Source organism: Streptomyces sp. NPDC058701 (genome assembly GCF_042715295.1).
In the GTDB taxonomy this organism is placed as follows: Bacteria; Actinomycetota; Actinomycetes; order Streptomycetales; family Streptomycetaceae; genus Streptomyces.
The window spans coordinates 1-26147 of the sequence record NZ_JBHXSY010000058.1 but is presented as its reverse complement, the minus strand read 5'-3'; the positions used below and the strand labels follow the sequence as shown (position 1 = coordinate 26147).

Genomic DNA, 26147 nt, shown 5'->3' with positions numbered 1-26147 from the left:
CCGTCAGAACCGGGGCAGGCCGCTCGTGATGCGGCTCCACACGGAGCGGGTGGCCCCGAAGCCGCTCTCGTGCACCCACACGTGGGTGCAGCCGGGGCACTGCAGGTGCAGCAGGCTCCCGGTGTGGGTGAGCAGGTAACGCCAGTGCGCGGAGCACGCCCGCCGCTCCTCGCACGGCGCGCACCCGCGGGTGTCGAGGCAGTTCGGGCAGGCCACCCAGGCGCGGCGCCCGATGTCGGCCTGCGGGTCAAGCGGCAGCATGGCCGCCCCCGCGCCGCGGGAGGACCCCGGCCGCGACCAGGTCGTCATACAGGCGCTGCTGCTCCGCGTCGAGACCCGAGTACAGCAGGTCGTACGCGGCCTCCTCGCCGCGCAGCACCTCGATCGGGTCCCAGTCGGGTCCGAGCGCGGCCATCACGTGGGCCCGGCGCAGTACCTCCTGGGACGCGAGGTCGACGGTGAAGCCGACCGTGCCGGGGGTGGCGGCTCCGGATGACGGGTCGGCGGGAGGCGTGGGGAGGTGCGGGCTCATGGCCTTGAACTTAGGTAACCCTTCGTTCGTGGGTCAAGGGAGGGTGGGCGGAGTCACAGCAGGTCGGAGGGCTGTCGGCCGGGCGGGGGTGGTCGCATTTACCGCGCGTGGCGGTGCCGGTTGACGTCCGTGACGGGTTTTAGGCTCCGGCCGTGGCTGACATCGAACTCGCCGACGAGTTGATCGTTCTGCAGAAGCGCTCCGATACGGCGTGGGCCCGGGTCCGCGCCGTCCAGGACCGGCACGGTCGGCCCACGCGCGCGGGCGGCTGGCCGTCGCAAGCGCATGCCGAGTGGCGCACGGCCTGGGACGAGTGGGGCGCGTGCGTCGACGCGGTGCGCGGAGCGATCGACGCGTGGGCGCAGGACAGCGGGCAGCGGGCGATCGACGTCGACGCCAGGCTCAAGGGCCTGGTGCGCGGCGGGAAACCCCCTCGGCCCTGGCCCGAGGCCTAAGCGCGGCGCACGCCGGTCCGGACGTGCGCCCGGCCGTTCGGGGTGGGACAGGGCGGCCTCTCTCACGCTGTGGTGAGCACCCCCGTGGTTCGCCGCGGCGTGGGTGAGGCCGCCCTGGATCTGGGGTCAACCGGCTGCGGCTGAGGAGCGGGCGCCGGGGAGACCGAGCCGGGCCCGGCAGTCTGGTGAGCCCTCCGCGTCGAAGAGGGGGAAGCGGTCGGCGGGAGCGATGCCGGGGAGGAGGTAGTTCCACAGGTCGATTACGCGCGCGTGGAGGTCGCCGCGTGCGGTGCGGACGTGTGAGGTGACCTGGATCCCGGTGAACGACCCGACGAGGAACGTGGAGAGGTCGTGGGTGTCGAGCCCGGGGTGGACGTCGCCCCGTTCCTGGGCCGGCACCAGGCAGCGGTGGCAGGTGTCGATCCAGGAGTTGTAGGGGGTGGGGTCGGGGTCGGTGAAGGAGCCGAACTCGACGAGCAGGCGGATTCCGGCGCGCACGCGGGCGTTGGTGCGCAAGGCGTGAGCCATCTGGTGCGTCAGGTCGATGACGGTCTGCAACCCCGGGTCCTCGATGGCGTCGACGCCTTCGGCGACCTGGAACTGCTCGTCCATCAGGGCCCGGGCGAGGGCCTCCTTGGACTGGAAGTGGAAGTAGAGGGCGCCCTTCGTGACCCCGGCGTGCCGGACGACGTCGCTCAGGCTCGTGCCGTCGAATCCTGAGTGGTCGAAGGCGACGGCCGCGCCGTCGAGGATGGCGCGCCGGGTGATCTCGGCCCGCTCCTGCCTGACCCTGGCCACGGTCTTCTCCCCCTCGACGGCTGCTCGTCCACGCTCAATGTAGTGGAAACCAGGGGAAGTAAACCAGTCAACCAGTTTGTTCTTGCGTCAAGACGGTTTTACTTTATGGGTAATTGATATTCTTTGCGCTATTACTCTTTGGTCGCTGGCCGGTGCCCCGGGGTATGAAGGGGCTCGTACGGCCACCGCGTGAGCCAAAACGGCTTGAAGTGATCCAAGCCGTGAGGGGAGGCTCGATGGCAGACTTGTGGCCTCGGATCAGCCGAGTGTCTCTGAAGGGGGAAAGCGCCGTGGATCCTGCCGTCGCGGCCGTGGCCGCCACCGCCGCCACCACGCTCGTCACCGCGATGACGACGGAAGCGTGGACGCACACCAAGCGCGGTTTCGTCCGCCTGATCGGACTCGGCCGGCCCGACGAAGGCACCGCCGCAGAAGCGGAGTTGGAGCAGGATCGACAGACCGTCCTCGCCGCCCACGAGCGGGGCGACGAGTCGGCCCTGCGCGCCGCGCACGACACGTGGGCGGCTCGGCTCGGGGCGGCCATCGAGGCCGGAGCCGGCCGCTCGGCCGAGTACGAGCTCCTGCTGCGCGAACTGATCGCCGGGCGGCCCCGCGCCGACGCCGAGATCCACGCCCTCGGCGCGGCGCTGCGCAGGGCGGGAACCGACGGCGCCTACATCCAGGTGATCCACGACGGCGGCGCGGGCGCCCAGGGGCCGAAGTCCAGCGTGACCGTCCACCACCACCGTTACGCGCCCGGTGGTCCGACGGGCCCGGCCTCCGTCGGTCAGTCTTGAGCGAACCGCGTTACGTACAGCACGTCGCCCCCGGCGCGGCCGCGGCCCAGGGCCCGTACGCGACGGCGACCGTCATCCACCACTACGGGTCCCGGCTGCCCGCCATCGAGCCGTTGCCCCCTCCGGCCGCCCCGGACACCGCATGGCTGATGGCGCAGCCCAGCCGCCTCCTCGACGCGCGCAGCCACGTCGTCCCCTTCACCGGGCGGACGGCCGAACTGGAGCGGCTGCGGCAGTGGCGCGACGCACGGGATGCGCGGCTCTCCGTACTGCTGCTCCACGCCCCCGGCGGCGAGGGCAAGACCCGGCTCGCCACGGAGTTCGCGGAACGCTCCCGCAGCCCGGACCTGCCGGCGGCCGAGCGGTGGCAGGTCATGCAGGCGGGCTTCCGGGACGGGCCCCCCACACCGGGACCCGCGGCCGCCCCGCCCGAGGACGGGGCCGGGGTGCTGCTCGTCGTCGACTACGCCGACCGCTGGGCCCACAGCGAGCTGCAACGCCTGCTGTCCGAACCCGAACTGCACCGGCACCGGCCCACACGGGTCCTCCTCATCGGCCGTACCGTCCGCTGGTTCGCCGCCCTGCGCGGCGAGCTCGCCGAACGCCGCGCCGCAGGCGCCGACCTGCTCCTCCCCTCCCTGGACGCGGACCGGCTGCGGATGTTCACCGCCGCCCGCGACCGCTACGCGGCGAGCGACCTGTACGACCTCCCCGGCGCCGCGAGCGCCGCACCGCCCGCCTCCCTGGACCGCGGCCCCTTCGGCCTGACCCTGAACCTGCACATGGCCGCCCTGGTCTCCGTCGACGCGCACGCCCGCGGCGAGCGGCCGTCCCTCGCGGAACCGCACGACCTGTCGGCGTACCTCCTGGACCGCGAATACTGGTCGTGGCAGAAACTGTTCGACGCCGGCAGCCTCGGGCAGGACTACCGGACCCGCCCGGCGGTCATGGCCAAGACGGTGTTCACCGCCGCCCTCACCGGAGCGGTAGGCCACCCCACCGGAGTACAGGCGCTGCGCACCCTCGACCTGCCGGGCCACCCCCTGGAACTCCTCCTCGACCACCGCTTCTGCTACCCGCCCGCCGACCGCGACCTCGTCCTGGAACCGCTCTACCCCGACCGGCTCGCCGAGGACTTCCTCGGCCTGCTCACCCCGGGGCACGCCATCAGCGCGTACGACCCCGACCCCTGGGCTAGCGGAGTACCGGCCGCCCTGCTGGGCGGCGACCTTGCCCCCGCCGTGGCCCCGCGGGCCGTGACGTTCCTCGCGTCCGCCGCCGCCCGCTGGAGACACGTCGGCGAGCGGGTGCTCTATCCGCTGCTGCGCTCCGCACCCGCCCTCGCGATAACCGCCGGCAGCCCCGCCCTCACCACGCTCGCCGCCCTCGCCGACGGGGGCGACGGCGCCGCGAGAGGCATCGACCCCGGCCTGCTGGCCGTCCTGGAAGCCGTCGAGGCCCACCTGCCGCCGGGCCGCCACGCGGACCTGGACAGCGGAATCCTCGCCGTCGTCGAGACGCTGACCGCCCACCGGCTGACCGCCACCACGGACCCCGGACGGCGTGCCGCCCTGTACGCCACGCTGGCATGGCGCCGGGCCAACGCGGGCCGCCGGGAGCAAGCCGTCGCCCCCGCCGAGGAAGCCGTACGCCTGCACCGCGCGATCGCCGCGGACGACCCCGGCCACCAGCCGTCCCTGGCCAACTCCCTCGGCACACTCGGTGACCGGCTGGCCGCCGCGGGCCGCTGGGAGGAGGCGCTGTTCACCGCCGAGGAGGCCACGGCGATCAGCCGCCGCCTCGCCGACGCCGACCCCACCGCCCACCGGGAACGCCTGGCGGCTGCGCTGACCGGGCTCGGCAGCCGATTGTCCCGGCACGGCCGGAGCGAAGAGGCTTTGGCCGCCACGCAGGAGGCGGCAGACCTGTACCGGCTGCTGTCCGACGCCGACCCCGCGTACCGGCCCGACCGCGCCGGCCTGCTCACCAACCTGAGCCTGCGCCTGATCGACGCGGGCCGTACCGAGGAGGGCCTGGCCGCCGGCGAAGAAGCCGCCGAACTGTACCGACGCCTGTCCGACGCCGACCCGGACGCCCAGCGGCACCACTTCGCGATGTCCCTCGCCAACCTCGGGACCGCGCTGCGCGCCGCGGGCCGGTCCGAAGAGGGGCTCGAGGTCACGGAGGTCGCCACCGACCTGTACCGGCAGCTCGCGGACGCCAACCCGGACGCCCACCAGCCCGACCTGGCGACGGCACTGGTCAACCTGGGACTCTTCCTCGCCGACCTCGGCCGCGGGGACGAGGCCCTCGCCCGGGCCGAGGAAGCCGTACTCATCCAACGCCGCCTCGTCGAAACCGACTTCGCCGCCCACTGCCTCGACCTGGCCAAGGTCCTGAACAACCTCGCCGCCCTGCTCCTCGCCCTGGGCCACGAGGAGCGCGCCCTGGCCGTCACGCGCGAGGCCGACGACCTGTACCAGCGGCTGGCACTCGCCCATCCCACCGTCGACCTCCCCGAGCACGCGGACGTACGCAGCCGGCTCGCGCAGGACCCGCGCGACGTCCGGGAAGAGGTCCTGGCCGCCACCCGCGAGGCGACCGAGCTGTACCGGCTGCTCGCGGAGTCGACTTCCAGCGTCGAACTCGGAACACATGCCGCGTCGTTGGGACGGGTGAGCCAGACCCTGGCCCGCTTCGGGCGCTTCGAGGAAGCCGTCACCGCGGCGGAACACGCGGCGGCCCACCACCTCGACGCCGGTGACCGCCGCCGCGCGGGCGAACTGCTCCTCATGTCCGCCCAGGCCATGTCCGGCCTGCGGAGCTCCGGACACGCGGCCGCCCTCTTCGGCCGGGCGGCAGACCACTTCCGCAGGACCGGAGACCGCGCCCTGGAAGGAACCGCGCTGACGAACCTCGGTACCGCCCTGGCCGCCGAGGGCCGCGGCGACGAGGCCGTCACCGCCGGCGAACGGGCCGTGGCCGTGTTCGGGAGCGGCGGGGGACGCCTCTTCGAGATCGCGGCGCTCACCAACCTGAGCAACGCCCTGACGGCCGCGAAGCGGTTCGACGAAGCCGCGGACGTCATCCGGCGGGCAGCCGCCCTCTCCGAGGAGGGCGGCGAAGAGAACAGAGGCGGCACGCCCTTCCACAACCTGGGCAACATCCTGCTCCGTCAGGGGCGGTACGAGGAGTCCATCCCGCCCACGCGCAGGGCGGCGGCCCTCTACCACGAGCGCGGTGACCGCGACCGCGAGGCGGACTCGCTCAGCAACCTGGCGGACGCCCTGTACGAGACGGGCCGGCTCGACGAGGCGATCGTCGCCTCCCGGCGTGCGCTCGAGCTCTTCCAGGAGATGGGAAACCGCCGCAAGGAGTGCTGGGTGCTCGGCCGGCTCGGCCCCGCTCTGCTCCGCGCCGAGCGGTACGGGGAGGCCGTCGACCCCTTGCGGCGGTCCGCTGTCCTCTCCCGCGAGCTGGGCGACCGCGCGGGCGAGGCCTCGGCACTGGCCAACCTCGGCAACGCCTGTACACAAACGGGCCGGTACGCGGAAGCAGCCACCGCGTGCGGGAAGGCCGCCGCGCTCCTGCGGGAGTCGGGCGACCACGAGAGCGAGGCCCATGCGCTGTCCAACCAGAGCGAGGCACTGGCCGAGGCCGGACGGGTCGAGGAGGCCGTCACCGCCTGCGAACAGGCCGTCGCGGGATACCGCAGGGCGGGCAACCGCGCCCGCGAGGGCGTCCTGCTGAGCACCCTCGGCACCCGTCTCTTCCAAGTGCACCGGTGTGCCGAAGCCATCACCGTGATGGAACGGGAAGTCACGGTCCACCGGGAGTCCGGCGAACGGAACAGTGAGCTCAAGGCGTTGCTCCGGCTCTCCATGGTCCTCGAGTACGAGGGTCGGCACGCGGAGGCCGTGCCCGTCTGCGAGCAGGCCGCCGCCGGATTCCACGCGATCGGCGACCGGGACAGGGAGGGCGAACTGCTCGGCCGGCTCGGATCCGCCCTGGCGGAGCTGGGACGCGTCGAGGAGTCCGTCGCCGCCCGGGAACGGGCCGTGAGCGCCTTCCGCGCCGCAGGCGACGTCCGGGCCGAAGGCTCCACGTACGGCGAACTCGGCCTCTCCCTGCTCCGGCTGGGGCGGCCCGCGGACGCCGTGACCGCCGGCCGGCACGCCGCACGGATCTTCCGGAGGTCCGGCGACCGCGCGGGGGAGGCCCGCGCCCTCACCCTCGTCGGCCGCGGCCTGGCCGGCCAGGGAAAGCCGAAGAAGGCCATCCCCGTCTACACCGAGGCGGCGGAGATGCACCGCGCCGGCGGCGACGGCCGCGCCGAGGCCGACACCCTCCACCACCTCAGCAGTGCCCTCTCCGAGGCGGGCCGGGACGCGGATTCCTACGCGGTCCTGCAGCGGGCCGCCACCAGCTCCCGGGAGGTGGACGACCTGCGCGGCGAGGGCTCGGCCCTCTACCGCATGGGGGAGAAGTACCTGGAGCAGAACCGGTTCGACGAGGCCATCGCCACGTACCGGCGAGCGGTCGCCGTGTTCCGGGAACTCGACCTGCCGGACCTGGAGGGCTCCGCCCTCCTCAATCTCTGCCGCGCCCTGCGGTCCGTGAACCGCGACGAGGAGGCCGTCACCGCCTACCGGCGGGCCGCCGACGTCTACCCCCGGACCGACGACCGCGACCGCGAGTGCCATCTCCACGTGCACCTGGGCCAGACGCTGGAGAAGACGGGCCGGCCCGCGGACGCCCTCCTGGCCTACCGGCGCGCCGCGGAGCTGTTCCGCGCCCGCCAGGACCGGGCCAACGAAGCCGGGACGCTGTTCCGGCTCGGCGTCCTCACCCTTCAACTCGGGAAGTACGAGGCATCGGTCCCCGTCTTCGAGCGGTACCAGGAGATCTGCCGGGACACCGGGGACGACCACGGGGAGGGCAACGCCCTGCTGATCCTCGGAGGCCTCCTGGTGGACGTGGGGCGGTACGAGGAGGCCGTGGCCGTCAACGACCGCGCCGTGGACCACTTCCGTGCAGCCGGCGACACCGAGTCGGCCGACCTGGCCCTGAGCCACCGCCGAAAGGCCCTGCGCGCACTGGGGCGCGACTGACGGGGTCAGACCGGCTGCGGCGCGAGGCGCTTGGGTCCCTTGCGGTCGTAGTAGGCGGTCATGGCGAACCCGAAGACCAGGGCGAGGACGGTACCGATCGCGATCATCACCCAGGCGCGGGAGAGTCCGGCATCGCCCCGCGCGTCGAAGTACAGGATCGCGCGGACCCCGTCGCCCAGCTGGCGCATGGGCTCGAAGTGGGACAGGAAGCGGTAGAACCCCGGAACGGCCTGGAGCGGGATGGTGGCGCCCGACGAGGGGAGGCCCAGCACGATGAACACGAACATGGACACCAGCTGGCCCAGTCCGCCGAACGCGGCGTTGATGGCCTGGACCCCCAGACCGACGGCGAGGGCCGCGCAGTAGGAGTAGACCCACAACAGGGGTACGTGGGAGGCGTCCATGCCCAGGACGACGACGCACGACAGGAGCACCAGGGAGGTGCTGACGAGTGTGACGCCCGCGGTCATCAGCATCTTGAGCAGCAGGGTCTGCGTGCGGTTGATCGGTACGGTCGGACGCCGGGTGTGCCAGGGGCCGATCTCGTTGTCGGCGTAGCCCAGCGCGGTGTCGACCGCGTTGCTGATGACGTTGCCGCCCATGAATCCGGCCAGCACGAGCAACAGCGTGTAGTAGAACGCGGTGAGGCCCAGCCCGCTGTGGGCGCCGATCGGATGGCCGACCCGGGTGACGACGTCGACCGGATCGGCGAGCAGCAGTCGCGCGGTGGCGTCCGCCTGCGCACCGGCGGAGGCCGTGAGCCGGCGGCCGATGGTGCCGGAGGCGCGGTGGGCGGCCTGCGTGGTGATCTGGCTCGCCAGGGAAGAACCGAGGCTGCCCTTCCCGGGGTTGGTGAGCACGGTGATCGTCGGCCGCCGGGTGGCCCGGGTCGTCGTGAGTGCGGTGACGGAGTCCGTGAACCCGGCCGGAACCACCAGCGCGCCGTAGATCCTGCCCGAGTCGAGCTGGTCCTGGGCCTGCGCGCGCGTCAGCGTGCGCCAGCCGGCCTTGCCGCCCGCACTGTCGGCGGCGACGGCGGCCGCGATCTGCGCACCCAGGTTCTCCCGCTGCCCGGGCGGCGGAGCGCCGCGGTCCTCGTTGACCACGGCGATGGGCAGTTCGCGGAGGTCCGCGTCGGGGTTGACGACGCCGCCCATGTAGAGCAGGGACAGGAGCAGGGCCAGCAGTCCCGTGAGGATCGTGGGCACCATCCACAGCCGGGGGTTGCGCAGCAGCGTCGTGGCAGTGGCTTCGGGGGCGGCGGACGTGGACATGAGTCTCCGTGGGTTCCCGGCGTCGCGGGGATCGCGCGGTGGCCGGGGGCGAATGGGCGGGGTGCCTCTACCGTGCGGGCGCGGTGCCCCCGGGCGCGGTGAACTCGGCCGGAGCCGCACCGGAGCCGGCGGGCTCCGGCGCTGCGGCCTGGCCGGGTACGGCGGGCACGATGTCGTACTGGGGACAGGGAGCGGTGAAGCACTGTTTGGGCGCCGGTACGCAGACGAAGCCCGCGGCCGGCCTGACGACGTCGCAGGGGCCGTGGCCGGCGCTGGGCCGTGTCGTTCGGATCATGGCGGGCCCGGGGTGTCCGGCACCGCGCCTCGCGGCGTTCTCGTCGGTCGCCGACACACCACGTCGGCTCCCTCCCCGGCCTTGCGACGCACGGCACCGGACACCCCGGGCTGATCCGCCCTGATCCGAAAGACACGGCCTACCGGCGTACGGGGGTGGCGCCGGGTCCGCCTGCGCCGGGCCCACCGCGCTGAACAGGAGCGGGGCGACGACCAGCGACAGGCCGCCGGCGAACCGGGCCGGGCTGAGGAACGTATGGGAGCGGGCCATAGGAGGCAGCCAAGCACTCGCACGGCACGCGGCGGGGCAGCCGTGCCCCGGAAGTCACCCGTAAGAAGCGCGAGGGCGGCCCCAGACCGAAAACCGTGCGGCCGTACCAGCGCGTGACGCGCGGCCGCGCCGGCGCGTCGTTCGCCGCGGTTCCCGCACGGACGGAACGCCGGCCGACCGGACCGGGGGTCAGGGCGTCGCCCCGTCGTCGACGGGGACGTCCAGCCGGCCGGCCAAGGCGGTCAGCGTCGTACCCAGGGGGAGTGCGACGCGGGTGACGGCGTGCCCGTCGCCGCGGGTCGGGTCCCGGTTCACGATCAGTACGGGCGTCCCCTCGCGGGCCGCCTGGCGGACGAACCGGAGCCCGGACATCACCGTCAGCGACGAGCCCAGGACGAGCAGCGAGGACGCCCCGGCGACCAGTGCACGGCAGGCCTCGACCCGCCGGGGCGGTACGGCCTCGCCGAAGAACACCACGTCCGGCTTGAGGACGCCGCCGCACGCCGAGCACGGCACCACCGAGAAGTCCCCGACCTGCCCGTCGGTGAGGTCGGCGTCACCGTCCGGGTTCAGCCCCGCGGCCACCGGCGCGAAGCCCGCGTTGGCCTCCTCCAGGCGCCGGGCGAGTTCACGGCGGTCGCTGACGGCACCGCAGGAGAGGCAGACCACCCGGTTCAGGCTCCCGTGGAGTTCCACCACGCCCTCGCTCCCGGCGGCCTGGTGCAGTCCGTCGACGTTCTGGGTGATCACCCCTGCGAGGAGGCCGTGCCGCCCGAACGCCGCCACGGCCCGGTGCCCGGCGTTGGGCCGGGCGCGGCCGAACGTGCGCCAGCCGAGGTGGCTGCGCGCCCAGTACCGGCGCCGGGCCCGGGCGTCCGCGGTGAACTCCTGGTACGTCATCGGCGTGTGCCGCCGCAGGCTCCCGCCCTCACCCCGGTAGTCGGGGATGCCCGACTCCGTGGAAAGGCCGGCCCCGCTGAGCACCAGCACGCCGCCGGCCCGCAGCGCGGCGGCGACCGGCTCCGGATCGGTGGTGCCGGGCCGGAGGTCCCCGGTGGGCGTCCAGCTCAGGGTGGGGCGCATGCGCATGCCGCCAGGGTACGGAACCGCGCGGCGGAGGCGGGACCGGGCCGCAGGTCACCCCTCGCGGTCGGGACCTGCACCGTCGAGGCAGAACCACAGCCACTTGCCGAAGCCGTCCGTGCTGATGCCCCAGGCCGCGCTGAGGGCGTCGATGATGCCCAGGCCCCTGCCGGACTCGTACACGGCGCTGTCCATGGCCGGGCGCGCCGGGCCCGCGCCCGGGCCCCCGGCGGGCGCCGCCACCTCCGCGCTCGCGTCCCGTACGGCGCACATGAGAGCGTCGGTGGCCGTGTCGTGCCGGATGACCAGGCGCAGACGGTCGCTCACCGTGTGCTCCACCGCGTTGGCCACCGCCTCCGAGAGCAGCAGCGACCCCTCGTCGGCGAGGTCGCGATCGCTCACGCACGTGCTCAGGGCGCGACGGGCCTGGCCCGCGGCTTGCAGGGTGCTGGGCAGAGAGATGTCGATGATCTGGGGGGACACCACGTATCTCCTGGCTGTGAGGACGGGACCGGGGCGCGGCGGAGGTCATTGCCCCGCGCTCTTCACGGTAGGTGCCGGGCGGAAGCCGCCACCACGGCCGAGAGGCCACCGACGACCCGGCCGTACGGAGGATGCGCCCGGCCCCGGGAGCCGCCGTCCGGCCACCCGCCGGGGTCAGGAGCCGAGGCTCTGCTCGGTCCAGACCGTTTTGCCGGAGGCGGTGTAGCGGGTGCCCCAGCGCTCGGCGAGCTGGGCGACGATGAACAGGCCGCGGCCGCCCTCGTCGGCCGTGCGGGCGTGGCGCAGGTGGGGGCTGGTGGTGCTCGCGTCGTGGACCTCGCAGGTGAGGGCGCGGTCCCTGATCAGGCGCAGGCGCAGGGGAGGGCTCCCGTAGCGGAGGGCGTTGGTGATCAGTTCGCTGACGATCAGCTCCGTGGCGGCCGCGGTGTCGTCGTCCACGTTCCAGCCCCGCAGCGTCCGGCGTGTGTGCCCACGGGCGGTGGCGGCCTCGGTGAGGTCGTCGGCCAGCAGCCAGGTGGCCGTGGAACGGGCGGGGAAGGCGGCGGTACGCGCGAGCAGGAGCACCGCGTCATCGTCGCCGCCGTCGGTTCCGAGTGCGTACAGGACGTCGTCACACAGGTCTCGTAGGGAGCGGCCGGGGCGGGCGAGGAGATCACGGAGGGAGCCCGGGTCGTCCTCGGAACCGGGCCGGGCCGCGGAGCGGAACCGGGGGGTGTGCAGGGCGATGACGCTGTCCTCGGCGAGCTCGACGGTCGTGGTGGCGAAGGGCGAGCCCTCCCCGCTGCCCAGGAAGGGCCCCCCGGCGAGATCCACGGTTTCGGCGGCGCCGCCCGGGTGGACGATCACCGGCGGCGGCGGATGGCCCGCGGACGCGAAGGTGCAGGTGCGCGGGAAGGGGTCGTACACGGCGTAGAGACAGCTCGCGGACAGCGGCTGCCGGTATGCCGGGTCACCGGCGGGCCGGACGGCCCGCTCCGCCGCCAGGAAACCTGCCGTGTCGTTGAGCCGGGCGAGGAGCTCGTCCGGCTCCAGGTCCAGGGCGGCCAAGGCGTGGATGACCGTACGCAGCTGCCCCATCGTGGTCGCCGCGTGGATGCCCTGTCCGGCGACGTCGCCCACGACCAGGGCGGTGCGCGCGCCCGACAGGGGGATCACGTCGAACCAGCCGCCGCCCCCGCCGGTGCCGGGCACGTGCAGGTGGGCCGTCGCGACGGTGCTCTGCCCCGCGGGATCGCGCGGCAGCAGGTGCCGCTGGACCGTAGCCGCGATGGTGTGCTCGCGGGTGTACCGGCGGGCGTTGTCGACGCACAGGGCGGTGTGGGCACTCACCTCGCGCACGAGACGCAGGTCGCCCTTGGTGAAGGGAGGCGAGCCCGCGACGCGGTAGAGACTCACCAGTCCCAGGCCCCTGCCCCGCAGGGCCAGCGGGGCGACGAGCAGGCTGTGGGCCCCGGCGGCGCGGATGGCGCCGGCCCGCTTCGGGTCGGCCCCCAGCCACGGGCTGTCGTCGCCCAGGGGGATGATGCGGGGCCGGAGGTCGGTCAGGGTCTGGCTGTAGGGGGTGGGATTGTGCAGACTCCGTACGTCGCCCACCGGATGGGCCTGTGCCTGCTCCGGGCCGCCGCGGGCCTGGAACGCCGCCCGGCGCAGCGGGACGTCCCGGGCGAACGGCCCCGTCGGCGGTTCCTCGCCGCGCACCACCGCCTCCACCACCTCCACCACGGCGATGTCTGCGAAGCCCGGGACCAGGGCCTCCGCCAGTTCCTGGCACGTGCCGATCACGTCGAGGGTCCGGCCCACCCGCTCGCGCACCGCGTCCAGGACGCGCAACCGGGCCCGCGCCTCTTCCGCTTCCGTGATGTCGACCGCCGCGACGGCCACCCCCAGGACGGTGCCCTGCGGGCCGGTCAGGCGGAACACCGACACCGAGCGCGTGCGCTCCCGCCCCTGATCGGCGTCGAGCCGCGAACGCACCGGCCGCTCCCGCACGGGCACCCCGGTCTCCAGTACGTCCCGGATCATCGCCGTCACCTCCCCGGGCGCGTCGAGACCGGTGAACACGTCGCTGAAGTGCCGCCCCAGGAACCGCTCGACGGGAACGTGGTGCATGGACCGGGTGGCGGTGTTGACCCGTACCAGCCTCAGCTCCGTGTCCAGCACGTGCAGGCCCACCGGTGACTGGCTGAACAGGGCGTCCAGCACGGCCAGGTCCACGTCCCCGGGAACGCCCGGTCGCGCCTGTCCGGACGGATCATCGTGCGTCACAGCGACCACCTCCGCCGCCCACCCTGCCCGACGGGCATCCCGGCGGGCATCCGCGGAGCCGTGAAGTAGCTCGTTCAGCCTCCGGCGCTGCCCGTGGGGGACACCCCGGGCCTGGTGGAGGCCACGCGTCCGGTGACGGCCCGCACGCATGTCCGGGGCCGTGCCGTGGTGGATCCGGGGCCGTGGGGGAAGGTGTCCCGCATCACCCGAGGTCCGGTGCCGGATGTGGAGCAACCGCCCCTGACCCGGCCTCGGTTGTCGCTCCGGTCGCGGCCGGGGCGACGGAGGAGCCGACAGGTGTCGGCGGTGAGGAGCGGACCGATGGGACAGCAGGTGAGGGTGGAGCCGGACACGGACGGGGTCCGGATCATCGCGTGCACGGGAGAGTTCGAGTACGGGGCCCTGGGCCCGCTCAAGGCCGCGGGGGAGGCCGCTGCCGCGGATCCGAGCGTCTCCCGGATCGTTCTGGACGTCCGCCGGGTCACCTTCGCCGATTCCTCCATGCTCGCCCAGATACTGCTCATGCTGCGCGCCGGCCGCCTGGTCCTGGCCGGTCCCCTGCCCCCGCAGCTCGACCGACGCCTGAGCCTGACCGGGGTGCGTGACATGTTCACCGTCGTCGACGGGGTCGCGGCGGTCCGCGCCCGGTAGATGGTGTCCGCGCCCAGGAGAAGGTGTCCGCGCCCTTTGGTCTGATCGGCCGCGCCGGAGGATCGCGAACGGGTGGGTCGCGGCGTGGCCCCGCGCCGTTCCCGGCGCGAGGGGCAAACGTGTTGGCCATGAAGACACTCCTTCGGCTCCGCACCCTCGCCGTCTGCTGCGCCGTCTCCACCACGCTGCTGGCCGGCGCGTGCGGCGGCAGCTCCACCCCCGGCACCGCCGCCCCCGCCGCCCCGTCCTCGTCGCAGGCCAGCCCCACGGGCGGTACCGCGCTCACGGAGGACCAGAGCGAGCGAAAGGCGCTGGTACCCGCCGCCAAGGTGGGGTGGAACCAGGCCGCGGACACCGCGGTCGCCGCAGTCCCGACGGGCCGGCTCGTCGAGATCGAGCTGAGCACCTCCCGCGGCACCCCCACGGCCACCCCCACGGGCACCCCCACGGACAGCCCCCAAGGCAGCCCCAGCCCGTCGGGTTCCGCCCCGGCCGCGGGAGCGCCGGTGTGGGACGTCACGGTTGCCGCGCAGGACGGGACCATCCACGACGTCCAGGTGGACGCGGTCACCGGCAAGGTCACCCGTTCGCGCGTCGAGCCCGGACAGGACGCGGACGACAAGAGCGAGGTGACCGAGCAGCTGAAGGCCGCGACGGTCACCGCCCCGCAGGCCGTGCGGACCGCTACGGGCCGCACGGCAGGTACGGTCACGGCCGTGGAGCTCGACGACGACGTCTGGTCCGTCGACATCGTCACCCCGGACTGGAACCAGACCACCTACGACGTCGATGCTGCCAAGGGCACCGTCGTGCGCCAGCACGTCGACCGCGACTGACCCGGGGTCTCCTACACGGCGTACCGGACCAGGCAGAACTCGTGCCCCTCGGGATCGGCCATCACGACGACCACCCCCGCGTCGTAGTCGTGCCGCTCTCCGGTGAACCGTCCCCCGAGGGCCACGACCTGCGCGATTCCCTCGTCGACGTCGTCGACCGCGACGTCCAGGTGCAGCCGCAACTTGCCGGTGGGCGGCTCGGCCACCGGCTGGAAGACCAGACGCGGCTGCGGGTCGCCCGGGAGACCGAGATAGACCCACCCCGGTCGGGACGGACCCGCCGGGCGGTCCAGCAGCCTGCTCCAGAAGGCCGCCACCCGCTCCACGTCGACGCAGTCGACCGTCACCCCCACCCAGCGGTTCGCCATGGTGTCCTAGCCCCTCGTCGTAGTGTGCACGGCGTCAACGGTCGCACCTACAGGCCGGTTTCCCCAGCGGACCGCGTCAACTGCCCACGCCCGGCCCGAGGCCGACGCGGTACGGCCGCCGGTCGCGGCCCGGCGGGGTGGGGGACAGGAGTTCCCGGAACACGCCCGAAGAGCGCGGGTTCTGCCCGCACTGCCACACGCCGTGCGGACAGTAGTCGGTGATGCTGTGGTACAGCGGCTGGTGCGCGGCGATCCACGCCAGCATGCGGCGCACGTACTCGGGGTTGTCGCCGTTCCGGAACAGCCCCCACTCGGGGTACGAGATCCGCTTGCCGTGGGCCTTCGCGAAGTCGACCTGCTGCTGGAGCCCGTACGGCTGGGTGACCTGCTCGTCGAAGCTATGACCCGGGGGCTGGTCGTAGGTGTCCATGCCGATGACGTCGACCACGTCGTCACCCGGGTAGCACCGCGTCCAGGCGATGGCGTCGCCGCCCCGGTTGGGGGCGAAGTCGAAACGGAACCTCTGTCCCTCCACCGCCCGCATGGCCGTCACGATGCGCCGCCAGTACGTCTTCCAGTTCGCGGGGTCGGGCCGGCACCGGTGGGTGTAGTCGAAGCCGTTCATCTCCCAGCCGAGCACGATCACCGTGTCCGGCACCCCCAGGCCGACCAGGCGCGTCGCCAGCCGGCTGAAGTGGTGGTCGTACCCGCCGCGCGCACCGGTGCGGATCAGCTCGGCGACCCGGGCGTCGGGGACACGGGCCTCGTTGCCCTCGAACATGGGAACGTTGAGTACGAACAGCCGGTCCGCCCGGGCGTTGCGCCACCGCGCCCAGCTGCGCAGGGAGTCGGGTGCTCCCTCGATGTTCGACCAGGTGTCGCCGGGGAGGTAGGTGTGCCCGGCGCGCAGCTCGGTACCCCCGAGCCAGCGTGAGAACTCCTGCATCCGCTCGACTCCGGGCGAGCCGTAGTGGAGATAGGCGCCGACCGCGACCCCGGTCCCGGCGGCGGCGCCGGAGGAGCCCCGCGGCGGTGGGGCGGGGTCACCGCCGGTGCAGAGCAGGAGGAGGCCTGCGGCGACGGTACTGGCGCACACGCCGACCAGGCGGCGGCTCCGACGGGACATGATGCCTCCACGAGCTTCGCGAGCCGATGTGTCTGGCAGCGACGGTAGGCATCCCGTCCCACCGGTGGCCTGTCCGGGGCGCCCGCAGTGGGCCGTTCGCAGCACCCTCCCGCATGCGCTTGACCCGACCGGGCGACGTGCGTGCCCCGCAATCGCCCGCGTCGGCGGGGACCGGACGTCCGTGCCGCTCGCCCACCGGCCGGTGCCGAGCCAGACGTCGTAGCGCCTTGAGACCAGACGGGCACCGGGCCCGCCGATCACCGAGACCTCCACGATCGTGCCTTTCCCGAACCGAGTGCGCAGTGGCCCCGCTCGGGGCGCCGGCCTACGCCGCGCGGGTCGGGCAGAGTCAGAGGACACTGATAGGGCGGGTCGCGGCGGGGCGGGGGAGCTCGGGGATCTCGGGACAGTGAAATGTACGGCCGTGGAGGAACCATGACGGCGACCACACGCGACCAGACCCCCGTGGCGCTCGCGGGCGACGGCGTCGAGTTGCGCCTCAAGGAGATCGGCGGCGGCTTCTCCGTCGCATTCATGCAGCTCTCCCGGGGCATGGCGATGGCCCCGGCCCTCAAAGGGCTGCCGGACGACCTGTGCCCGTGCCCGCACTGGGGCTACCTGCTCAAGGGCACGCTCAGGATGCACACCAAGGACGGTGCGCGGGACTACTCGGCCGGCGAAGCCTTCTACTGGGCACCGGGCCACGCCCCGGAGGCGATCGAGGACGTGGAGTACGTGGACTTCTCGCCAACCGAGGAATTTCAAACGGTCATCGACCACGTGACCTCGCAGGCCGCCTGAGCCCGCCGCGCGGCCCGCGGCGGGCGTTCCCGGGGGCCGGTCGGGCGCGCCGTCCGGACGGGGGTCAGGCGCGGCAGCGCAGCATCTCCAGCGGGGGGTTGGCGTGGAAGTCCGCCCAGAAGTCCTCACCGAACTCGCGCAGGCCGGCCTCCGACACCGTCAGCGGGACCCACGTCAGCTCGCTGAAACCGGCAGCCTGCAGGGACTTCTCGTAGACCTCCCGGCGCGGACGGTTGGCGACGAACGAGACGGGCGGGTCGAGCAGCGCCGTGGTCCGCACCCGGGGACCCGTCTCGCCCTCCTCACCGGTGAGCTCGGTCCGGAAGCCGTACCGGTCCGGCGGCGGCCCGTCGAAGCGGAAGTCGGGCGACTGGTTGAGCAGGAAGAGCGGCGCGCCGGGCTTCAGGCTCCGGTGCACGTTGCGACACATCCGCTCCGTGGCGGCGAGGTCCGGCGCGTAGTTGAGCAGCTGAACCGCCAGACCCACGTCGAAGGGCCGCTCGAAGGAACGGAGTTCGGAGGCGTCGCCGACCTCGTAGCGGACGCCCAGTGGATTCTGCCGCTCCAACTGCCGTGCGACGGAGACCATTTCACCGGAGATGTCGATGCCGAGTACCTCCGCGGCGCCGCGCCGCCGGAACTCCCTGCTGTAGAAGCCGGTACCGGACGCCAGATCCAGCACCGAAGCGCTGCGCACGTCCCCCACCATGGCCAGGAAGCTGGGAACCACCGCGTACTGCTCCAACGGCAGGGCCTTGAAGCCCTCGTAGGCCTCGCCTATCTCGTCGTACTGCTCGTGCGCGCTCATGGTGATGTCCTCCCCGTTCAGACACGTACCCGGGCACGGCCCCGTTCCCGGAGCCGGCCCGCGGCTTCTCTCCGGCAGTCTCTACGGGGCCCGGCCGCGCCTCGCACTGGCAGAAGCCACAAAGATCCGCGCTGCCTCCCGGCATCGAGCACGGCGGCCCCGAACGCCTCAGTGCTCGGGTGATCCGTCCAGGGCGAGCACGCCCACCCGCTGACCGCCGCTGACCTCGCCGGTGGGAGTGAACCCGAGTCCGAGGTAGAACGGCTCGGGAGAGTGCACACCCGTGTCCCAGCAGACGTACGCCCGGTCGGCGCCGCGGCGGCGGATCTCCTCGACGGCGGCGCCGACCGCGAAGCGGCCGTAGCCCTTGCCCTGGTGACGGGCGTCGATGTTCAGCCGCCAGATGCCCGAGCGCAGGTCGGCGGGGTCCTCGGCCGGGTTCCAGACGATGTCGAGGAACGCCATGACGAAGCCGACCACCACGCCGCCGTCGACCACGGCCCGCGGCCAGGCGACCTCGCCGTGGGCGTAGGCCTCCGCCAGGGACTTCATGACTGGGGACACCAAGTGCCCTTGATCGGGACGTACGTGCACCCCCAGCACGGCGTCGACGTTCTGCGTGGTGACGGGTACGAGGCGAAGTGCGTTCGAGGGCGGGGGTTCAGACATGACCACAGGGTAACTACGGCCCCGAGCGGCAGTGCTGAGAGGCCGCCCCGCCGGGTGGCCGCCGGCGTTCCCGGGTCCGACCGGGCGCCTGCGGGGTACGCGGAGCGTCCCGTTCGGCGGGTCTCCGGGTACGCCGCCCCGCAGTGCCCGTGCCACGGAACGGGAGCACAATGAGGAGAACGGCGACCGCGGGACGGAGGGTGACATGGCGCGCGGCGAACAGCACACCGGCGACACCCCGGCCTCCCCGGCCGCGGCGCGGTGGCGGATCACCAGCGGCTCGCCCGAGCCCGAGGAGGTGGCCGCGATCGCGGTGGCCCTGTCGGCGGCCATGGCGGCGCGGATCGCCGAGGCGACGGAGGAGGCCCGGGAAGAGGGTGCGGAGCGCGAGGCCGCCCGCTGGGCGCCCGCGGCGGCCCGCCGCAAGGCGGCCACCTCATGGACCGCCGGCACGCGCCCGGGATGGCGCGTCAGTCACTGATCCGGCTGAGCCGAGCCGGTCACCGGATGACGGACCCGCTGAGCCGAGCCGGTCACCGGATGACGGACCCGTTGGCGGCGCTGATTCAGTCACCGGATGGCGAGCCGCTGAGCCCACCGCGCGCGGGTGTGGCGGGCCGGTGTGTGTCCGGGGCGGCCGTGCCGTCCCCGTAGGCTGTGACAGCAGACCTTTCGCTGTCTCGCCAGGGGAGTTGCCGCCATGCTGACCGCCCTCACCGGTGTCCACGGGGATCGCGCGGACGCCGTCACGATCGCGGGCCGCTCGGCCTCGTACGAGGAACTGCTGGGCGCCGCCCAAGGGGTGGCAGCCGACGTGGCCGGGGCCCGGGCCGTCGCGGTGAGCGCTACCCCGTCGCTGGAGACCGTCGCCGCCGTCGTGGGCTCCCTGTTGGCGGGGGTGCCCTGCGTACCGCTGGCGCCCGATTCCGGACCGGCCGAGCGCGAACACATCCTCCGGGACTCGGGCGCGGTCATCGTCGAAGCGGATTTCGGCCGCCGTGCCGGGGGCCCGGCGGAGACCTCCGTACCCGTGTCCGGGGCGCCCGCGCTGATCCTCTACACCTCGGGGACGACCGGCCCGCCCAAGGGCGTGGTGCTGAGCGGCGAGGCCATCGCCGCGGACCTCGACGCGCTGGCCGACGCCTGGCAGTGGAGCGCCGAGGACACCCTCGTGCACGGCCTTCCGCTGTTCCACGTCCACGGGCTGGTCCTGGGCGTGCTCGGCGCCCTGCGTACCGGCAGTCGCCTCGTGCACACGGGCCGTCCCACTCCCGACGCGTACGCGCAGGCGGGCGGCAGCCTGTACTTCGGGGTTCCCACCGTGTGGTCGCGCATCGCGGCCGAGCCGCACGCGGCGGCCGCACTGACCGGGGCGCGCCTGCTGGTGTCGGGCAGCGCGGCCCTCCCCGCCCCCGTGTTCCGCAGCCTGGAAGCCCTCACCGGGCACCGGCCGGTCGAGCGGTACGGGATGACCGAGACGCTGATCACCATCAGCGGCCGCGCCGGGGGCGGCGTACGGCCGGGCACGGTCGGCACGCCGCTCCCCGGCATCCGCACCCGTATCGCGGCCGAGCCGGGAGCGGAGATCGGGGAGCTCCAGCTGACGGGCCCCACCCTGTTCTCGGGCTACCTGGGCCGTCCCGAAGCGACCGCCGCCGCCTACACCGAGGACGGCTGGTTCCGTACGGGTGACATCGCGGCCGTAGACGAGGTGGACGGGGTCCACCGGATCGTGGGCCGGGCCTCCGTCGACATGATCAAGTCCGGGGGGTACCGGATCGGGGCGGGCGAGGTGGAGAACGCACTGCTGGACCACCCCCGGGTGAGCGAGGCGGCCGTGGTCGGCGCCCCGGACCCCGACCTGGGCCAGCGGATCGTGGCCTTCGTCGTCGCCGAGGGGGTCACGGGCGCCGAGCTCACCGACTTCGTCGCGGCGCACCTGTCGGTACACAAGCGGCCGCGCGAGGTCCGGTTCATCACGGCCGTGCCGCGCAACGCCATGGGCAAGCCGCAGAAGAAGCGGCTGCTGACGGACGAGTTCGAGGAGCGGACATGACCACCGCGCACACCACCGGCGAGGGCGCCGGCCGCCCGGGCCCGGGGCCCGACCCGTGGCTCCGCCGGTTCCACCCCGCACCGCCGGGGCCCGCGCCCAGGCTGGTACTGCTGCCGCACGCGGGCGGCAACGCCTCGTACTACTACGCCTTCTCGCAGGCGCTGTCCGCGTACGCCGAGGTCCTGACGGTCCAGTACCCCGGCCGGCAGGACCGTTTCGCCGAGCCGGCTCCGGGCAGTATCGCTGCCATGGTGGACGGCGTGCACCAGGCTCTGCGGCCCTGGCTGGACGGCCCACTGGTGCTCTTCGGGCACAGCATGGGCGCGCTGGTGGCGTTCGAGCTGGCCCGCCGGCTGGAGGCCGAGTCGGGTTCTGGCTCCGGTGCCGGTGCCGGTGCTGGTGCCGGTTCGGGTTTGGGTCCCGGCTCGGGTTTGGGCTCCGACTCGTATGTGGGCTCCGGTTCCGCTCCGGATGTGGGTCCGGATGCCGGTGCCGCCGCTCCCGGACCTCTGCGCGGACTGATCGTCTCCGGGAGGCGGTCCCCGCTCCTGCAGCCTGCCGATGACGACCTTCCGCAGGACGACGACGGCCTCCTCGCGCACCTCGGCTCGCTCGCGGGCACCGACCCCCGGCTCCTGGCCCACGAGGGGTTCGCGGAGCTGATCCTGCCGGCCCTGCGGGCGGACTACCGTGCGGTCAGGGAGTACCGCTGCGCACCGGGGCCGGCCCTGCGGGTTCCGGTGAGCGTGCTGTGCGGCGAACAGGACCCGCGGGTGACCGTGCCCGAGGCGATGGCGTGGCGCGAGCTGGCGGCAGGGGCGTTCACGTTCCGCGGATTCCCCGGCGGACACTTCTACCTCGCCGAGCGCCAGGACGCGGTCGTCCGGGCCGTCCGCGAGGACCTGGCGTCCTTCGGGGCTTCGGCCGCGAGCCCCGCCTCTGTCTCTGTCTCCGTCGACGGGGCCTCCTCCGCTGCCGGGGCGTCCTCCGCCGCTCGGGCCGGGGGTGCGGGGACCCGGTAGTCGGCGGGCCGCGCGGCGGCGACACTGCCGCCGCCGGCCGCCGGGTTCCGGTTGCCGGCTCTGCGCCCACCGGGGCCCGAACGGCGTGGGCAACCCGTCGGTGTGTGGGTACGTTGACCCGCATGGATCAAACGGCTGGCGACCCCAGAACCGATCACCGCGCCCTGCTCGCAGCCGGCATCACCGTCGTGCTGTGGGCTTCCGCGTTCGTCTCCATCCGTGCCGCCGCGGCCCACTACGCCCCGGGTGCCCTCGCCTTGGGACGCCTGCTGACGGCCTCGCTCGCCCTCGCGCTCGTCCTCGCCGTCAAGCGGGTGCCCTTCCCGCCGCGGCAGGCGTGGCCCGGCATCCTCGCCTCGGGGGTCCTCTGGTTCGGCCTCTACATGGTGGCGCTGAACTGGGGCGAACAGGAAGTCGATGCCGGCACCGCCGCCATGATCGTCAACATCGGCCCGATCGTGATCGCCCTGCTCGGCGGCTGGCTCCTCAAGGAGGGCTTCCCGCGCATGCTGCTCATGGGGATGGCCGTCTCCTTCGTCGGCGCGGTCGTCGTGGGCGTGTCGACTTCGCAGGGCGGCGCGTCCTCCGTCGTCGGCGTCCTGCTCTGCTTGGCGGCGGCCCTCACGTACGGCGCCGGCGTCGTCTCCCAGAAGCCGGCACTGAGGTACGCGAGCCCCATCCAGGTCACCACCTACGGCTGCTTCGTCGGCACCGTGGTCACCCTGCCCTTCGCCGGCCAGCTCCTGGCCGAGCTGCCCGAGGCTCCGCTGTCGGCCACGCTCAACATGGTCTACCTGGGCCTCTTTCCCACTGCCCTGGCCTTCACCACCTGGACCTACGCCCTCTCGCGCACCACCGCCGGGAAGATGGGCGCTACCACCTACGCCGTGCCCGCCGTCGTCGTCCTCATCGCCTGGATCGCCCTGGCCGAGGTTCCCGGCTGGCTGACCCTGCTCGGTGGCGCGATCTGCCTGGCCGGAGTCGCGGTCTCCCGCCGCCGCCCCGCCCCACCTGACCCTCCCGCCCCGGCCGATCCCGGGAAGGCATCCACCACCACCTGACTGCTGCCGCCAGGCCTTGGCCGGGGGGCCGCTCAGATGATGCGAAGATTCGAGGGGGACGGCAGCGAGCCGACCCGGCGAAAGGTGTCTCCACATGGCCGCAGGATTCTCGGACTGGAAAGTCAACCGGCAGTACGCGGAGAACGACCGCGTCGTCCACCTCGGCCAGCAGTACCGCTGCCTGGCGCCGCACAAGTCCAACTCCGCGAGCAACCCGAAGACGACCGTCAAACTGTGGCGGAAGTACACCGGCTGAACCAGCCGCGCCGAGGCCGCCACGCTCCCTACGCCGGGCCAGACCTCGGGACGGCCTGACGGCGCCCATGGCCTGACCGGCTTACACGGCAGACGAGACGAGACGCCCCGTCCCTGCTCGGGAGCTGACTGCTGTTACGTCGCCGCACCCTCACCTTCGCGCTCGCCCGTCCCGTCGGCAGAGAGCACGCTCTACCAGGCGGCAACCCGGCGGCAACGGGATGGGCTCCGCCCCGCGCCGACTCGGCGGTGCCTGCAGCCGGTGGAACGGGACGGTTCCGCGTCACGTACCGGCGCCCCGCCGACCCGACGTCGTGCTGTACCTGACGGTGGACTCGGGGCGGCCCGGGCCCGGGGCACACCGTTCGGGTGCGCAACGGACGGGTGCGCACCGGGCCCTCCCGCTCCGCCCGGTGCCCGTGCTCGGGACGCTCCGCCCGCTCGGTACGGCGGAGCAGCACCAGCGGTTCCGTACCAACGACGTCGTGGTCGACGAGCGCACCACCATCGCGGCCGGCTACGCGCTGGCGCTGTTCACCGAGCGCGCACAGCGTCCGGCCTACCCGGGGGAGCGGAACGCGGCTACGGTCTCCCACAGCCCGGCCGACATCGGCACCGGCAAGATCGCCAAGGCCCTCGCCACCGCGCCGAACGACCACCTGGTGCTGTGCTACGTCTCCTACGGCCGCTCACCGGACGGCCCGGGCAACATCACGTTCGACGCGCTGGGCAACGCCCGGATCCCTGGTGCGCCGTGCACCGGCGGAGGGCTCTACGGGGCGGGCTTCGGCATGGCGCAGGACGCGGCGAGCGCGCCCGGGTCGGGCGATTTCGGCTTCCAGGGCACGGGGTGCGGGCTGGACGCCGGCCGCTTCTACCGGAACGTCTCCCCGTTCACTCCGGACGGTCAGCCCGCTTCTCCGCCGACCGGATGGCGGCAGGGCGACAACGTCCAGCCCCAGGGCGTCGTATCCCAGGGCGAAGGCACGACGATATGGCATGCCAACTACGGCGGGCAGTGGCGTCCCCCTGCGGGGGGACCACGCCGGAGGTGCTGGCCGAGAAGGTCGTGGACGTCGTCACCCGCGCCTCAGCCCGCCCGCCGCCCCTGACGTACGAGCCGTATGCCGCGTGACGTGGGGATTCGTCCGCTTGGCGGCGTCCGGGGTGCCGGGTGGCGGGGGGTGGGGGAGGATCCGGGTGTGGGTTGTCGGTCTGGATGGTTCTGGATGGATGGGGTCACTGTGACGGTGCTACGTCGATGTGCGGGTGTGGTGTCGGGGGTCGTGGTGGCGGTGTCACTGGTCTCGGGGTGCTCGGGTTTGGGGCGGAGCACGGTCGGCATGCTGAGCTTTCGTGGTGAGGACGAGCGGGTCGAGGTGTCGTACTCGAACACCCTGGTCAAGGGGTGTCACCAGATCGGGGTTCCGGGCGGGGCGACGCACGTGGTCAACAACACGCTGGTGGACGTCGTGCTCTACCGGACCGCGGACTGCCGTGAAGTTGCGGGAGGCCAAGGGATCTACACGGCCACGACCCTGTCGAACGTGACGGCCCCGAACAGCCTGCCGTGGCGGAGCTTCAGCGTCATCCACTGACGACGGGACAGCGGCAATGTGCGTGGCGCCGCCGCCCAGGGGCGATCCCCTGATGATGCAATTTTCCCGCAAGGGCCTACTCGGACGTCTCGCCGGGAAGGAGACGAGTGATCGCCTTTCCCGCTTTGGTCTCGGCCAAGGTCACGTACCCGATCCAGTCCCCGTCTTCGGGGTATGCCCAGGCGGCCGGGTCATGGAGCATCACCGCAAGCTGATCTCGCGGCACCAGCTCGCGGGGCTGGCAGCCGCGTTGCCCGGTGGGAGAGGTCCATGGTGCGAGCCGACGGACCTCGATCCACTCGCGGTGGATGAGGGTGAGCAGGAACGTGGCGCGTTCGTTCACCGGTCGGGACTGGTCGATTCATCGAGATCGCCCCAGACGCCGGGCAGGATGTCGCTCTCATAGGAATTGACCATGAGGGCTTCCTCGGCCGTGGTCCATGCTTCCCAGTCGTGCTTGCTCATCCCTCAAGGGTCGCTGGCTGGAGGGATGCGCGAGCGAGGTCACTCCCCGAAAGTTGCCGCGACCTGCGGAACCAGGGTGAGGCGGAGCGGAGCATCAGACCCCGGCGGGGGAAGCCTCGGCTTCCGGCACCACCACGAGGAACGCGTCCCGTTCAAGGTCCATCACCACGCTCGCTACCACACCCCGCGCGCGATGCTGAGCCGCAAACTCCTCAGCCGGCCAACTTCCCCGCGGGCCACCAGCGGGAAAGCACTCCAGAACCTTCAGACCGGACATCACAGCCACCTCCAACACCCGTACGCCCCATCGGCGTTTCACGCCTATACCCCGCGAACACCTAGGCATTCCCATAGGCCTGACCGGGGTGTGGGGTGCGGCATTCCGGAGTCCGCATCAAGGAGCTGTGCGAGCTGACCCACCTCAGCATCCGCCAGTATCAGCGCGCGAACGGCGAGGTCACTGCCCTGCTCATCATCGAACCGTCCAAGACCGACTGCGAGCGCGTCATCCCGATGTCGGCCGAGCTGTTCCACATCATCGCCTCGATCATCCGGCGCCACGGCCGGCGAAAAAGGCCGATTCGCTGGTCAGCCGCTACAACCCGCACGACAAGGTCTGGAGTGCGCCGATGCCGTTCCTCTTCCAGCGCCAGTACGGAGCGATCGGATCGAAGATCTTCAACCCCGGCACCATCCAGAAGATGATCAGCCGACGCTGTGAGGACCTGGCCGAGACCCACCCTGGCTTCCGCGGGCTGAAGTTCACCCCGCACGACTTCCGGAGGATCTTCGCCACCGAGCTGGTCAACAGCGGCCTGCCCATCCACATCGGCGCCGCACTGCTCGGTCACCTCAGCATCCAGACCACTCGCGGTTATGTCGCCGTCTTCGACGAGGACGTGATCCGCCACTACCAGGCCCACCTCCACCAGAGGCGCCAGGTCCGACCCTCGGAGGAGTACCGGGACGCCACCGAGCAGGAGTGGACCGAGTCCCGGCGGATTGTGTGGGGGGTTGGTGTCCTGTTTCTGGGTGCGCCTGGGTTGT

At 72.9% G+C, this 26147-nt stretch carries 28 protein-coding genes; 14 read left to right on the top strand and 14 right to left on the bottom strand.

Going from position 1 to position 26147, the window contains the following annotated elements:
• Positions 1 to 3 precede the first annotated feature (3 nt).
• Both ACFWW8_RS34540 and ACFWW8_RS34535 read right to left on the bottom strand, forming a co-directional pair.
• A complete protein-coding gene (locus ACFWW8_RS34540) occupies positions 4 to 261 on the bottom strand; it encodes a hypothetical protein (protein ID WP_386535758.1) in 258 nt (85 codons plus the stop codon).
• Positions 248 to 532: a DUF6400 family protein gene (locus ACFWW8_RS34535; RefSeq protein ID WP_386535756.1), complete on the bottom strand. Its 285-nt coding sequence runs from the start codon at positions 530 to 532 to the stop codon at positions 248 to 250. Before ACFWW8_RS34535 ends, ACFWW8_RS34540 begins: the two co-directional genes overlap by 14 nt.
• A gap of 152 nt (positions 533 to 684) precedes the next feature.
• On the opposite strand from ACFWW8_RS34535, the gene ACFWW8_RS34530 reads away from it, so the two are divergent.
• Positions 685 to 987: a hypothetical protein gene (locus ACFWW8_RS34530; RefSeq protein WP_386535753.1), complete on the top strand. Its 303-nt coding sequence runs from the start codon at positions 685 to 687 to the stop codon at positions 985 to 987.
• A 126-nt stretch (positions 988 to 1113) separates the two neighbouring features.
• Here ACFWW8_RS34530 and ACFWW8_RS34525 read toward each other — a convergent pair whose 3' ends face one another.
• Positions 1114 to 1785: a ScbR family autoregulator-binding transcription factor gene (locus ACFWW8_RS34525; RefSeq protein WP_386535750.1), complete on the bottom strand. Its 672-nt coding sequence runs from the start codon at positions 1783 to 1785 to the stop codon at positions 1114 to 1116.
• Positions 1786 to 2075: 290 nt separating this feature from the next.
• On the opposite strand from ACFWW8_RS34525, the gene ACFWW8_RS34520 reads away from it, so the two are divergent.
• Both ACFWW8_RS34520 and ACFWW8_RS34515 read left to right on the top strand, forming a co-directional pair.
• A complete protein-coding gene (locus tag ACFWW8_RS34520) occupies positions 2076 to 2582 on the top strand; it encodes a hypothetical protein (RefSeq protein WP_386535748.1) in 507 nt (168 codons plus the stop codon).
• The gene (locus ACFWW8_RS34515) at positions 2579 to 7693 is read left to right on the top strand and encodes a tetratricopeptide repeat protein (RefSeq protein WP_386535746.1); all 5115 of its coding nucleotides are present in this window, start codon (positions 2579 to 2581) and stop codon (positions 7691 to 7693) included. Before ACFWW8_RS34520 ends, ACFWW8_RS34515 begins: the two co-directional genes overlap by 4 nt.
• Positions 7694 to 7698: 5 nt before the next feature.
• Here ACFWW8_RS34515 and ACFWW8_RS34510 read toward each other — a convergent pair whose 3' ends face one another.
• The 4 genes from ACFWW8_RS34510 to ACFWW8_RS34495 form a co-directional block, all read right to left on the bottom strand.
• Positions 7699 to 8967: a YhgE/Pip domain-containing protein gene (locus ACFWW8_RS34510; RefSeq protein WP_386535744.1), complete on the bottom strand. Its 1269-nt coding sequence runs from the start codon at positions 8965 to 8967 to the stop codon at positions 7699 to 7701.
• Positions 8968 to 9721: 754 nt separating this feature from the next.
• Positions 9722 to 10621, bottom strand: a complete 900-nt coding sequence (locus tag ACFWW8_RS34505; protein WP_386535742.1) for an NAD-dependent protein deacetylase — start codon at positions 10619 to 10621, stop codon at positions 9722 to 9724.
• A 48-nt stretch (positions 10622 to 10669) separates the two neighbouring features.
• Entirely contained in the window at positions 10670 to 11098 is a 429-nt protein-coding gene (locus tag ACFWW8_RS34500) for an ATP-binding protein (protein ID WP_386535739.1), read from the bottom strand.
• A gap of 174 nt (positions 11099 to 11272) precedes the next feature.
• Positions 11273 to 13384, bottom strand: a complete 2112-nt coding sequence (locus ACFWW8_RS34495; RefSeq protein ID WP_386535736.1) for a SpoIIE family protein phosphatase — start codon at positions 13382 to 13384, stop codon at positions 11273 to 11275.
• Positions 13385 to 13705: 321 nt separating this feature from the next.
• Here ACFWW8_RS34495 and ACFWW8_RS34490 point away from each other — a divergent pair, with 321 nt between their 5' ends.
• Positions 13706 to 14035, top strand: a complete 330-nt coding sequence (locus tag ACFWW8_RS34490) for an STAS domain-containing protein (RefSeq protein ID WP_386535734.1) — start codon at positions 13706 to 13708, stop codon at positions 14033 to 14035.
• A 128-nt stretch (positions 14036 to 14163) separates the two neighbouring features.
• Positions 14164 to 14871: a PepSY domain-containing protein gene (locus tag ACFWW8_RS34485; RefSeq protein ID WP_386535732.1), complete on the top strand. Its 708-nt coding sequence runs from the start codon at positions 14164 to 14166 to the stop codon at positions 14869 to 14871.
• A gap of 11 nt (positions 14872 to 14882) precedes the next feature.
• Here ACFWW8_RS34485 and ACFWW8_RS34480 read toward each other — a convergent pair whose 3' ends face one another.
• The gene (locus ACFWW8_RS34480) at positions 14883 to 15239 is read right to left on the bottom strand and encodes a VOC family protein (RefSeq protein ID WP_386535729.1); all 357 of its coding nucleotides are present in this window, start codon (positions 15237 to 15239) and stop codon (positions 14883 to 14885) included.
• Positions 15240 to 15315: 76 nt separating this feature from the next.
• The gene (locus ACFWW8_RS34475; RefSeq protein WP_386535726.1) at positions 15316 to 16365 is read right to left on the bottom strand and encodes a glycoside hydrolase family 26 protein; all 1050 of its coding nucleotides are present in this window, start codon (positions 16363 to 16365) and stop codon (positions 15316 to 15318) included.
• Positions 16366 to 16800: 435 nt separating this feature from the next.
• On the opposite strand from ACFWW8_RS34475, the gene ACFWW8_RS34470 reads away from it, so the two are divergent.
• On the top strand, positions 16801 to 17166 hold the full coding sequence (locus tag ACFWW8_RS34470) for a hypothetical protein (RefSeq protein ID WP_386535723.1): 366 nt from the start codon (positions 16801 to 16803) through the stop codon (positions 17164 to 17166).
• 64 nt (positions 17167 to 17230) lie between these two features.
• Here the strand turns inward: ACFWW8_RS34470 and ACFWW8_RS34465 are convergent, their stop codons facing one another.
• Positions 17231 to 17974: a class I SAM-dependent methyltransferase gene (locus tag ACFWW8_RS34465; protein WP_386535720.1), complete on the bottom strand. Its 744-nt coding sequence runs from the start codon at positions 17972 to 17974 to the stop codon at positions 17231 to 17233.
• Positions 17975 to 18142: 168 nt separating this feature from the next.
• Positions 18143 to 18643, bottom strand: a complete 501-nt coding sequence (locus ACFWW8_RS34460; RefSeq protein WP_386535717.1) for a GNAT family N-acetyltransferase — start codon at positions 18641 to 18643, stop codon at positions 18143 to 18145.
• Between the two features lie 205 nt (positions 18644 to 18848).
• Here ACFWW8_RS34460 and ACFWW8_RS34455 point away from each other — a divergent pair, with 205 nt between their 5' ends.
• The 7 genes from ACFWW8_RS34455 (at position 18849) to ACFWW8_RS34425 (ending at position 24635) form a co-directional block, all read left to right on the top strand.
• Complete coding sequence (locus tag ACFWW8_RS34455) at positions 18849 to 19124, top strand: hypothetical protein (RefSeq protein WP_386535714.1); 276 nt, start codon at positions 18849 to 18851, stop codon at positions 19122 to 19124.
• A 219-nt stretch (positions 19125 to 19343) separates the two neighbouring features.
• Complete coding sequence (locus tag ACFWW8_RS34450; RefSeq protein WP_386535712.1) at positions 19344 to 20699, top strand: AMP-binding protein; 1356 nt, start codon at positions 19344 to 19346, stop codon at positions 20697 to 20699.
• Positions 20696 to 21721, top strand: coding sequence for a thioesterase II family protein (locus tag ACFWW8_RS34445; RefSeq protein ID WP_386535709.1), 1026 nt, complete (start codon positions 20696 to 20698; stop codon positions 21719 to 21721). Before ACFWW8_RS34450 ends, ACFWW8_RS34445 begins: the two co-directional genes overlap by 4 nt.
• 122 nt (positions 21722 to 21843) lie before the next feature.
• Entirely contained in the window at positions 21844 to 22782 is a 939-nt protein-coding gene (locus tag ACFWW8_RS34440) for a DMT family transporter (RefSeq protein WP_386535706.1), read from the top strand.
• Positions 22783 to 22876: 94 nt separating this feature from the next.
• Entirely contained in the window at positions 22877 to 23038 is a 162-nt protein-coding gene (locus ACFWW8_RS34435) for a carbohydrate-binding protein (protein WP_383924871.1), read from the top strand.
• Between the two features lie 412 nt (positions 23039 to 23450).
• Positions 23451 to 24149, top strand: a complete 699-nt coding sequence (locus tag ACFWW8_RS34430; protein WP_386535703.1) for a hypothetical protein — start codon at positions 23451 to 23453, stop codon at positions 24147 to 24149.
• A 231-nt stretch (positions 24150 to 24380) separates the two neighbouring features.
• Positions 24381 to 24635, top strand: coding sequence for a hypothetical protein (locus ACFWW8_RS34425; protein ID WP_386535700.1), 255 nt, complete (start codon positions 24381 to 24383; stop codon positions 24633 to 24635).
• A gap of 76 nt (positions 24636 to 24711) precedes the next feature.
• On the opposite strand, the gene ACFWW8_RS34420 is transcribed toward ACFWW8_RS34425, so the two are convergent.
• From ACFWW8_RS34420 to ACFWW8_RS34410, 3 genes are all read right to left on the bottom strand, one after another.
• Entirely contained in the window at positions 24712 to 24978 is a 267-nt protein-coding gene (locus tag ACFWW8_RS34420; RefSeq protein WP_386535698.1) for a hypothetical protein, read from the bottom strand.
• Positions 24975 to 25100, bottom strand: coding sequence for a hypothetical protein (locus ACFWW8_RS34415; RefSeq protein WP_386535695.1), 126 nt, complete (start codon positions 25098 to 25100; stop codon positions 24975 to 24977). The genes ACFWW8_RS34420 and ACFWW8_RS34415 overlap by 4 nt, the downstream gene beginning before the upstream one ends.
• A gap of 94 nt (positions 25101 to 25194) precedes the next feature.
• Positions 25195 to 25377 carry a hypothetical protein gene (locus ACFWW8_RS34410; protein WP_386535692.1) on the bottom strand — a complete coding sequence of 61 codons (183 nt, stop codon included), beginning with the start codon at positions 25375 to 25377 and terminating at the stop codon, positions 25195 to 25197.
• A 352-nt stretch (positions 25378 to 25729) separates the two neighbouring features.
• On the opposite strand from ACFWW8_RS34410, the gene ACFWW8_RS34405 reads away from it, so the two are divergent.
• Positions 25730 to 26147, top strand: a 418-nt coding sequence (locus ACFWW8_RS34405) for a site-specific integrase (protein ID WP_386535689.1), incomplete at its 3' end; no start/stop codon positions are given.

Excerpts from the sequence above, each read along its gene's own strand:
- ACFWW8_RS34540 (WP_386535758.1), bottom strand. The coding sequence starts at position 261 with ATGCTGCCGCTTGACCCGCAGGCCGACATCGGGCGCCGCGCCTGGGTG.
- ACFWW8_RS34535 (WP_386535756.1), bottom strand. The coding sequence starts at position 532 with ATGAGCCCGCACCTCCCCACGCCTCCCGCCGACCCGTCATCCGGAGCC.
- ACFWW8_RS34510 (WP_386535744.1), bottom strand. The coding sequence starts at position 8,967 with ATGTCCACGTCCGCCGCCCCCGAAGCCACTGCCACGACGCTGCTGCGC.
- ACFWW8_RS34505 (WP_386535742.1), bottom strand. The coding sequence starts at position 10,621 with ATGCGCATGCGCCCCACCCTGAGCTGGACGCCCACCGGGGACCTCCGG.
- ACFWW8_RS34490 (WP_386535734.1), top strand. The coding sequence starts at position 13,706 with ATGGGACAGCAGGTGAGGGTGGAGCCGGACACGGACGGGGTCCGGATC.
- ACFWW8_RS34485 (WP_386535732.1), top strand. The coding sequence starts at position 14,164 with ATGAAGACACTCCTTCGGCTCCGCACCCTCGCCGTCTGCTGCGCCGTC.
- ACFWW8_RS34480 (WP_386535729.1), bottom strand. The coding sequence starts at position 15,239 with ATGGCGAACCGCTGGGTGGGGGTGACGGTCGACTGCGTCGACGTGGAG.
- ACFWW8_RS34475 (WP_386535726.1), bottom strand. The coding sequence starts at position 16,365 with ATGTCCCGTCGGAGCCGCCGCCTGGTCGGCGTGTGCGCCAGTACCGTC.
- ACFWW8_RS34470 (WP_386535723.1), top strand. The coding sequence starts at position 16,801 with ATGACGGCGACCACACGCGACCAGACCCCCGTGGCGCTCGCGGGCGAC.
- ACFWW8_RS34465 (WP_386535720.1), bottom strand. The coding sequence starts at position 17,974 with ATGAGCGCGCACGAGCAGTACGACGAGATAGGCGAGGCCTACGAGGGC.
- ACFWW8_RS34460 (WP_386535717.1), bottom strand. The coding sequence starts at position 18,643 with ATGTCTGAACCCCCGCCCTCGAACGCACTTCGCCTCGTACCCGTCACC.
- ACFWW8_RS34455 (WP_386535714.1), top strand. The coding sequence starts at position 18,849 with ATGGCGCGCGGCGAACAGCACACCGGCGACACCCCGGCCTCCCCGGCC.
- ACFWW8_RS34450 (WP_386535712.1), top strand. The coding sequence starts at position 19,344 with ATGCTGACCGCCCTCACCGGTGTCCACGGGGATCGCGCGGACGCCGTC.
- ACFWW8_RS34445 (WP_386535709.1), top strand. The coding sequence starts at position 20,696 with ATGACCACCGCGCACACCACCGGCGAGGGCGCCGGCCGCCCGGGCCCG.
- ACFWW8_RS34440 (WP_386535706.1), top strand. The coding sequence starts at position 21,844 with ATGGATCAAACGGCTGGCGACCCCAGAACCGATCACCGCGCCCTGCTC.
- ACFWW8_RS34435 (WP_383924871.1), top strand. The coding sequence starts at position 22,877 with ATGGCCGCAGGATTCTCGGACTGGAAAGTCAACCGGCAGTACGCGGAG.
- ACFWW8_RS34425 (WP_386535700.1), top strand. The coding sequence starts at position 24,381 with ATGCTGAGCTTTCGTGGTGAGGACGAGCGGGTCGAGGTGTCGTACTCG.
- ACFWW8_RS34415 (WP_386535695.1), bottom strand. The coding sequence starts at position 25,100 with ATGAGCAAGCACGACTGGGAAGCATGGACCACGGCCGAGGAAGCCCTC.
- ACFWW8_RS34410 (WP_386535692.1), bottom strand. The coding sequence starts at position 25,377 with ATGTCCGGTCTGAAGGTTCTGGAGTGCTTTCCCGCTGGTGGCCCGCGG.